Source organism: Streptococcus sp. DD10, assembly GCF_001578805.1.
GTDB lineage: Bacteria > Bacillota > Bacilli > Lactobacillales > Streptococcaceae > Streptococcus.
This window is the reverse complement of the sequence record NZ_KQ969159.1, coordinates 102,677-110,862: the sequence shown is the minus strand read 5'-3', so window position 1 is coordinate 110,862 and position 8,186 is coordinate 102,677. Positions and strand designations below refer to the sequence as shown.

Here is an 8,186-nt window from a genome sequence, read left to right as displayed (position 1 = left end):
GGAGTTGATTTTATTGTGCTTGTTTATACTTTTATCATTGGATTTTTCTAAGAGGGAAAAGAGACTGGACTCTTTCTTGTTGAGCTAGTTTCTTAATTTTTTATTGATTTCATCGATTCTTTTTTATAAATAAAGTATTTAATTAGCCAAACGATGAGATAAATGATGCTAAATTCAAGAATAAGTGAGAGAATAAAACCGAGCTGCAGAGGGAACCAGCCCCCAAGAATAGCTAAAGGAATAAAGCCCAAAAGTGTTACACTGTAATGGTAGATGGTGGCTCTAAGAGGACTATAATCTAAACGGAAGAGCTGATTTCCTATCTCAAATAGGAGGCCGATAGCAAACCAAATGAGTAAACAATAAAGAAGGACAAGGGATCCGTGAATGTGATGTTCTCTCATCCAAATACCGATAGCAGAGTAAGGATTGAGAGGCATATAAGACGGTGCGACAAAGAAGGATACCCCTATTGAAATGACGAGTCCGATTAGGATGCCAGACATGCCAGATGTAAAATAACGTTTCATAATGATAATTTCTCCTTAATAGTTTTTAAATAGCGACGAGATGAATAAGTTTCTGCTCCATTTTTTAGAAAAATGTGAACCATCCCATTAGGGGTTTGTTTTAGCAAGCGAATCATCTGAGTATTGATGATTTCAGATTGTGAGATTTGTAGAAAAGTTTTTGGCAAGCATTTTATTACTTCATAGAGACGGAGGTTGGAGTTGTAAAGAAGTCCTCCTCTTTCTAGAACTAATTTTCTATTTTCAATATAAATTCGTTCAAATTCGCTAACGGTTATTGCGTAGCTTTCTCCGTCTTTTTTGACGACTAATTTATCTGCGTTTTCTAAATGGTGGAGGAAGTCTAACACTTGCTCTATTTGTTGAGATCGTACCGGCGCTTCGATGGTGATGCATTCTTTGCTAATAGAGGTGTCAATATGAACCTTTATATCCATTCGGATTCTCCCTTTCTTTTTATTACCTAGGTTAACTCTATTAAACATCATTTTATCTATGAAAACAAGCCTTTTTGTCTATCTGGTTTTATTTCTTGTTTATACGGTTGAATAGAGAATCGGTTCATTGAAACACCGTTTGCTTCATTCAATTTCTATTTTTTGTTTGGAACAGGTATGGATTGGAAGGGAGCTAGTATTTTAATAGTAAGGAATTATTTAAGTGGTTAGGTCTGCTACTTTGATGATTTGTATATGGTGTTTTTGTAGTTTGCTGTGAGATTTGGCGGTGTAATTGGTGTACTAAAAATTTTTAGTCTCGTTTGGAGAAACGTTTTCTAGACTTTTTATTTTTAAACTCCTACTGTTTCACGAGAAACATCATCAGATGATTTTAATCGTTTAGGTTTAGCTGGTCAAATTTTGCTCCGTTCTTGTACTCTCCTTATTAGGAGGAAATCATAAATTCACTTCTTTTCACTTTTTTTCTTTTATGTTACAATAGAAAAAACACCAAAGGAGAACAACATGGCTTCCAAACGCCTTGGCTATCTGCGGCTCTATCAGCACTTGGATAAGATTTTTTTGCTTTTTTTTACTAATTTTTTAATCTTAGATTATGGGTGGCGTCCTCTGAATTCATGGTTGGCAGCCCAACTTTTACGCTTGTCAGGCTACCAGTTTTTATCCTACAATAATATCTTACCCCTTATTAGAACGAGTCCGATAACTTTTGTGTGCTTAGTTTTGCTTTTTGGAGTCAATCTATTTGTGGCTTATTTTCAAATTGTTTATCTCTTTAAAGGGCTGTACAATCTTTTCAGTGAACGTGCCTTTCATTTAAAGGATTTTCTTTTGCAATCTTTCCAAGATACAAAAGGGGCTGTTCGGGAATTTACGGCTAGCAAGATTCTCTTTATTAGTTTTTATATTGCCGTACTCTTTCCCATTTTGGGGAAATTACTCAATATCTACTATTTAGATAAATTTATTATCCCTAGCTTTATTCAGGATTTTTTGTTAAATAATCTTTGGTTTGCTTTTCTTCTCATGGCATCAGGCTTGTTTGTTTTTATTCTATCCATTCGCTGGATGTTTGCTTTGCCACAAATCCTATTTGAAGGAAAGGGCGTGCGAGAGGCTATACGGTTTAGCCGTTCAAAAACCCATAAGCGTTGGTGGGGTTATCTTTGGAAAATAGTCTTTCTTTTTCTAAAAACAATTCTCCTTTATTTATTCTTGATTATGCTTGTGATGATCTTGCAAGCCGTTGCAGAAAGTCAAGCTGACAGCCGTTTCCCGCGCTTGATTCTCTTAGCTGGTCTTTTCAACTTTAGTTTGATTAAACTGGCTTACTATATGATGGTTTCTTATTTTTTAATCAAATTTATGGGGATAGTAACTGAAAAGGCTCTTCCACCAAAACCAGCCAAGCAGCATCCCCTGTTGCGCCTCACGATTGTTGCAGTAGCAGGAGCCTTTTTTTCCTTTGAAGGCTATGTTTCCCTTTTCCAATCCTGGGATACCAAGCCTTTGGTGATTTCCCATAGAGGGGTTTCAAATAATAATGGGGTTCAAAATACGATTGAATCACTAGTGGAAACGGCTAAGTTAAAACCAGATTATGTCGAGATTGATATCCAAGAAACAGCAGATGGGCAGTTTGTCCTCATGCATGATGCCAATCTCGAAGTTCTAGCCGGTGTGGATCTTACTCCTCAAGACTTGACCTTGGAGGAGTTGACCAATCTAGATGTCACTGAGAATGGCTATACAGTAAAAATCCCTAGTTTTCAGGCTTACCTTGATAAGGCCGATGAGTTAGGTCAGAAACTCTTGGTAGAAGTCAAGACGAGTAGTCAAGACTCAAAGGATATGATGACACGTTTTTTGACAACCTATGGCAAGCGTTTAAAAGAAAAAAATCACCAGCTACAATCCTTGGATTATCGTGTAGTTGCTACAACAATAGCCTATGATCAAGACTTGCCGGTCTTCTTCATCTTGCCATATAACACCATATTTCCTCAGACTCAAGCGACTGGATACACCATGGAGTACTCTACTCTAGATGAAACCTTTACCAGTCGAATGTTTGATACAGGGCAACAAGTCTATGATTGGACTATCAATGATGAAGAATCCATTAGTAAGTCCTTTCAGCTCGGTGTGGACGGTATGATTACCGATGATGTCGAGTTAGTTCAAGTGAACGTCAATGAAGAGTTTGAAAATCCGGATATCTTCTATATCCTGCTGAATCGTGCACTTAATTATATCAATGTTTTTGCGAGTGCTTAGTTGAAAGGGGGCTTACAAAAGGGACTCTGAAAATGTCTGATGCTGAATAAGTAAAAAGCGAAGGAATACTTGTCTCCATTCTTTAGAGGGAGGTATCATTCGCTTTTTGCATGCGTTTAATCTAGTTAAGTCTGTTTGTTTTTAGTGTTTTTGCTTTTTAGTGTTTTTGCTTTTTAGTGTTTTTGCTTTTTAGTAGATTATACAGAAAGAATAGCCATTTTTTGGAAGTTGAGGGAGTTCACTCATAGATTGGAAATTAACAGATTTGTTTGGATATTGTTTCCGATAAAGAGTTTTATAGGGTCATTTATTCGTTATTTAGACAAAGATTTTGTTAGCTCTTCTACCTAAAAAATGGTATACTAGGGCTAGTAAAATGGAAACGAGGTGTTAGGATGACACAGATTTTAGTTACAGGTGGTGCAGGCTATATTGGTAGTCATACAGTTGTTGAGTTGGTAGCAAGTGGCTATCAAGTAGTGATTGTGGATGATTTTTCAAATAGCTCACCAGAAGTACTAGAACGCTTGACAAAGATTACAGGTCAGGAGATACCGTTTTATCAGGGCTCTATTTCAGATAAGCCCTTTATGAATCGCGTGTTTAAAGAAAATCAGATCGAGACAGTCATTCATTTTGCAGCCTTTAAAGCTGTAGGGGAATCAGTAGCTCAACCGTTGAAATACTATGACAATAATGTTGGTGGGACGATTGATCTTTTAGAAGTGATGGGTGAAAATAATGTAAAGAATATCGTCTTTAGCTCAAGTGCAACGGTTTATGGGATGAATAATGTTTCACCATTGACAGAGGATTTACCAACATCAGCGACCAACCCTTATGGCTATACGAAACTGATGATGGAGCAAATTTTAAATGACGTAGCTTTTGCAAATGCAGACTGGTCTGTAACCAATCTTCGCTATTTCAACCCTATCGGAGCCCATGAGTCAGGTCTGATTGGAGAGGCACCAAATGGGATTCCGAATAACCTTATGCCTTATATTACTCAAGTTGCAGTTGGGAAACTGAAGGAGTTGAGTATCTTTGGAGATGATTACGATACGTCGGATGGGACTGGGGTACGTGACTACATCCACGTGGTTGATCTTGCCAAGGGACATGTACTAGCTGTCAAAGACAATCTCACAACAAAAGGTAGCAAAGTATACAATCTAGGGACTGGGGTTGGATATAGTGTGTTGGACTTGGTTAAGACTTTCCAAGCAGAAAATGATGTAGAAATCCCTTATGTTATCAAGGAGCGTCGTCTCGGTGATGTGGCGACTTGTTTTGCAGATGCTAGCAAGGCTCAAGAGGTCCTTGGTTGGAAAGCAGAAAAAAATCTCCAAGACATGGTACGTGACTCTTGGAGATGGCAAAATACAAACCCAAATGGGTATGAAAAGTAAAAAGGTTGGGCAAAAAGAGCCCAGCCTATTTTTCTTCTGGGGGAAACTAACAGTAAGATCGAAAGAAACTTAGCCATTACGGAACAATAAATTTTATTATAATCGTTTAACAAATATCAAAAATTAGCAAAATAAAACGAACTGTTTTTTGAATGTCGAGATTGGTGATCGAAATGAAAAAAGAAAGGAAGTGCTTCTTCATGAAGTCAAAGCTAAGCAGGGACTACTTATCCTAAAGCTCTTCAAGTTTAATCGGCATTTCTTATTCCTTCTTCAAAACTAGAGGATACGGCTTCTACTTGAATGGTTTCAAGGGTCAGAGGGTGTCGTAAGCTGAGTCTGTGGGCATGTAGCATGAGACGATGAACCGTATTGTTTGGATGATAGAGAGGATCGCCTAGGATAGGGTGATGATGGTGACTGAGGTGGACGCGAATCTGATGCGTACGCCCTGTTTTGAGTTGGCACTTGATAAGACTAGTTTGAGCGAATCGTTTCAGTTGGGTGACATGGGTTTCTGCGGGTTTTCCATTTTTTCTATCGACAAGGCGTTTTCTACGATCGTGACGGTCTCGTCCAATCTTGTCTTTATAGACAAGCGTCTTTTGCTTAAAGGTTCCTGCTACTAATGCCCAGTATTCTCTCTGTATTTTTTTATCTTCTAGTAGTCGATTCAGAATGGGGAGGATAAAGGGGTTTTTTGCGAAAAGTAGGGTACCACTTGTTTCCTTGTCCAGACGATGGACGACATAACAGGTTTGTCCGGTGTAGGCGGAGACATGATTTAGCAAGGCAAGTTCAGTTGGTTCATTTCCGTGAGTTTTCATACCTTCAGGTTTGTTGACAATAATGAGGTGTTCATCTTCATAGAGTGCCTCAACTAAATCGGCTTTTCCAAAAGGAATCGTTTTTTCAGGATAGTCCTCCTGGTCAAACTGTAAGGTCAGTTGGTCTCCAGCTTTGACTGGGCTTTGCCAGTTGATTGTTTGCTGATTGATCCAGACATGCTTTTTGATTCGTAAAATATGACGAATCTTACGAGGAATGAGAAAGTAATCTTCGAGTAGTTCTTTGACACTCATTGTGGGAAAGGAGTCTGGAATTGGAATCTGAAATTTCATATCATTATTCTATCAAAAAAAAGGGAGACTGAGAAGATTTTCCTTAAAACTAGCTGAAAATAGGCTCTGTTCGCTATGTCCTTTCTTGTATCAGAGAAAAAAAGGTGCTAGAATGAACATATGAAGAATATACGAACACTTTTTGAAACACTAATTGACTATTTTAAGAAGGAAAGTTCACCTGAATCTGTTGATAAGCAGGATGAACTTGTAGAAGAGGTGGAGCACCAGTATAGCCGTTCAGGAAAATCTGGTAAGGGTAAGAAATCTTCAACACATAAGTTTCGTCGTTTTTGGCGTAACTATCACTTAACTAAGATTATCCTTATTTTGACGCTAACAGCTAGTTTTTTAGTGGGAGGATATCTTTTTCTTCTAGCAAAGAACACGAATGTCAAAGATTTGGAAAGTGCCCTTAAAGCAACGACAGTCATTGTAGACAAAAATGGTGACGAAGCAGGGAGTCTATCTGGACAAAAAGGGACCTATGTTGAGTTAAGTGAAATCAGCGAAGCGATGCAAAATGCAGTGATTGCTACTGAGGACCGTTCTTTTTACAAAAATAGTGGAGTCAACTATGGGCGCTTTTTCATGGCGATTGTAACAGGCGGGCGAAGTGGAGGTGGTTCAACGATTACTCAGCAATTGGCCAAGAATGCGTATCTCAGTCAAGAACAGACCGTTAAGCGAAAAGCCAAAGAGTTTTTCCTGGCTCTTGAATTGACAAAAAAATACAGCAAAGAGCAGATTTTGACCATGTATCTCAATAATTCGTACTTTGGTAACGGAGTTTGGGGAATTGAGGATGCTAGTCAAAAGTATTTTGGAATAGCAGCAAGCCAACTTAGTTTAGATCAGGCTGCTATGTTAGCTGGTATGCTTAAAGGACCTGAGATATATAATCCTCTTTACTCGGTAGAAAATGCGACTAACCGAAGAAACACTGTTTTACAAAATATGGTAGATGCAGGATATATTGATCAAGCAACTGCAGATCAAGCGGCCAGTACAGATATCGCAAGTCAGCTGGTCGATAACTATGCAGGTAAGACGGAAAACTATCGTTACCCTTCCTATTTTGATGCTGTTATCAATGAAGCGATTAGTAAGTATGGCCTAACAGAAGAAGAAATTGTTAACAATGGGTATCGGATCTACACAGAGTTAGACCAAAACTACCAAGCAAATATGCAGGTTGTCTATAATAATGAAGAGTTGTTTCCTCTTGCCCAAGACAATACAAGAGCGGAAGGAGGTAGTGTCGCATTAGATCCTAAAACGGGGGGAGTGCGTGCTGTAGTTGGTCGAGTTAATAGTGATGTAAATGCGGCCTTTCGTACCTTTAACTATGCCACCCAATCCAGTCGTAGTCCTGGATCGACCATTAAACCTTTAGTGGCTTATACCCCTGCCATAGCAGCAGGATGGGCTATTGATAAGGAACTGGATAACACAAGAACTAGTTATCCTGGTGGCTATATGGTTAATAACTATGCGGGTATTCAAACGGCAGCAACTATTCCTATGTATCAAGCTCTAGCTGACTCATTGAATATTCCAGCTGTAGCTACGGTCAATGAACTCGGAATCGAAAAAGCGTTTGAATACGGGAGCAAGTTCGGATTAAACATGGAAAATGTGGACCGTGTACTCGGGGTTGCATTAGGTTCAGGAGTGACCACGAACCCACTTCAAATGGCCCAGGCCTACTCCACCTTTGCCAATGGTGGAGTCATGAATGAAGCTCATCTCATTACGAAAATTGAAAATGCTAGTGGTCAAGTCGTCAAGAGTTACAATCAAAGTAGTACGCGCGTAATAAATGGTACAGTTGCAGACAAAATGACAAGCATGATGTTAGGGACATTTTCAAACGGTACAGGGATTTATGCAGCCCCTTACGGGTATACAATGGCTGGAAAAACAGGTACCACAGAAACGGATTTTAATGCGGACCTTTCAGGTGACCAGTGGGTTATTGGGTACACGCCAGATGTAGTGATTAGCCAGTGGTTGGGCTTTCCGACGACTGATGAGACGCATTATCTAACAGGAACCAGTGCTAATGAAGCGTCCACAATTTTTAGGGCAACTGCAAATTCTATCTTGCCTTATACAGATGGTAGTCAGTTTACAGACGAGAAAAATGCCTATGCTGAGAATGGTATCCCACCTGTGAATGCAACAGATACTACAACACAAACCAATAGCACAGGTAGTGATTTCCTCCAGGAGATTCAGGATAAAGCAAACAACCTAGTCGATCAAGCTAGAAATGCGATTAATGACGCTCAGCTTCCAGAAAAAGCCCAAAATCTATGGGATTCCATTGTAGGACTTTTTAATTAAAGACCTTGTCAAAGACAGAAAAACTTGCTATAATAA

At 39.0% G+C, this 8,186-nt stretch carries 6 protein-coding genes; 3 read left to right on the top strand and 3 right to left on the bottom strand.

The features are described from left to right. Nucleotides 1–92 precede the first annotated feature (92 nt). Nucleotides 93–530, bottom strand: a complete 438-nt coding sequence (locus tag STRDD10_RS04795; protein ID WP_443031084.1) for a DUF3021 domain-containing protein — start codon at nucleotides 528–530, stop codon at nucleotides 93–95. Then, nucleotides 527–967: a LytTR family DNA-binding domain-containing protein gene (locus STRDD10_RS04790; RefSeq protein WP_067193569.1), complete on the bottom strand. Its 441-nt coding sequence runs from the start codon at nucleotides 965–967 to the stop codon at nucleotides 527–529. Before STRDD10_RS04790 ends, STRDD10_RS04795 begins: the two co-directional genes overlap by 4 nt. Before the next feature lie 528 nt (nucleotides 968–1,495). Here STRDD10_RS04790 and STRDD10_RS04785 point away from each other — a divergent pair. Together STRDD10_RS04785 and galE are read left to right on the top strand one after the other, a co-directional pair. Further along, nucleotides 1,496–3,268 (top strand): glycerophosphoryl diester phosphodiesterase membrane domain-containing protein, encoded by a 1,773-nt coding sequence (locus tag STRDD10_RS04785; protein WP_067193567.1) that lies wholly within the window; start codon nucleotides 1,496–1,498, stop codon nucleotides 3,266–3,268. Nucleotides 3,269–3,663: 395 nt separating this feature from the next. After that, a complete protein-coding gene (galE, locus tag STRDD10_RS04780) occupies nucleotides 3,664–4,680 on the top strand; it encodes a UDP-glucose 4-epimerase GalE (protein ID WP_067193566.1) in 1,017 nt (338 codons plus the stop codon). 248 nt (nucleotides 4,681–4,928) lie between these two features. Here the strand turns inward: galE and STRDD10_RS04775 are convergent, their stop codons facing one another. Further along, on the bottom strand, nucleotides 4,929–5,801 hold the full coding sequence (locus STRDD10_RS04775; RefSeq protein ID WP_067193564.1) for an RluA family pseudouridine synthase: 873 nt from the start codon (nucleotides 5,799–5,801) through the stop codon (nucleotides 4,929–4,931). A 120-nt stretch (nucleotides 5,802–5,921) separates the two neighbouring features. Between STRDD10_RS04775 and pbp2a the strand changes: the two genes are divergently transcribed. After that, nucleotides 5,922–8,150 (top strand): penicillin-binding protein PBP2A, encoded by a 2,229-nt coding sequence (pbp2a, locus tag STRDD10_RS04770; protein ID WP_067193562.1) that lies wholly within the window; start codon nucleotides 5,922–5,924, stop codon nucleotides 8,148–8,150. Nucleotides 8,151–8,186 lie beyond the last annotated feature (36 nt).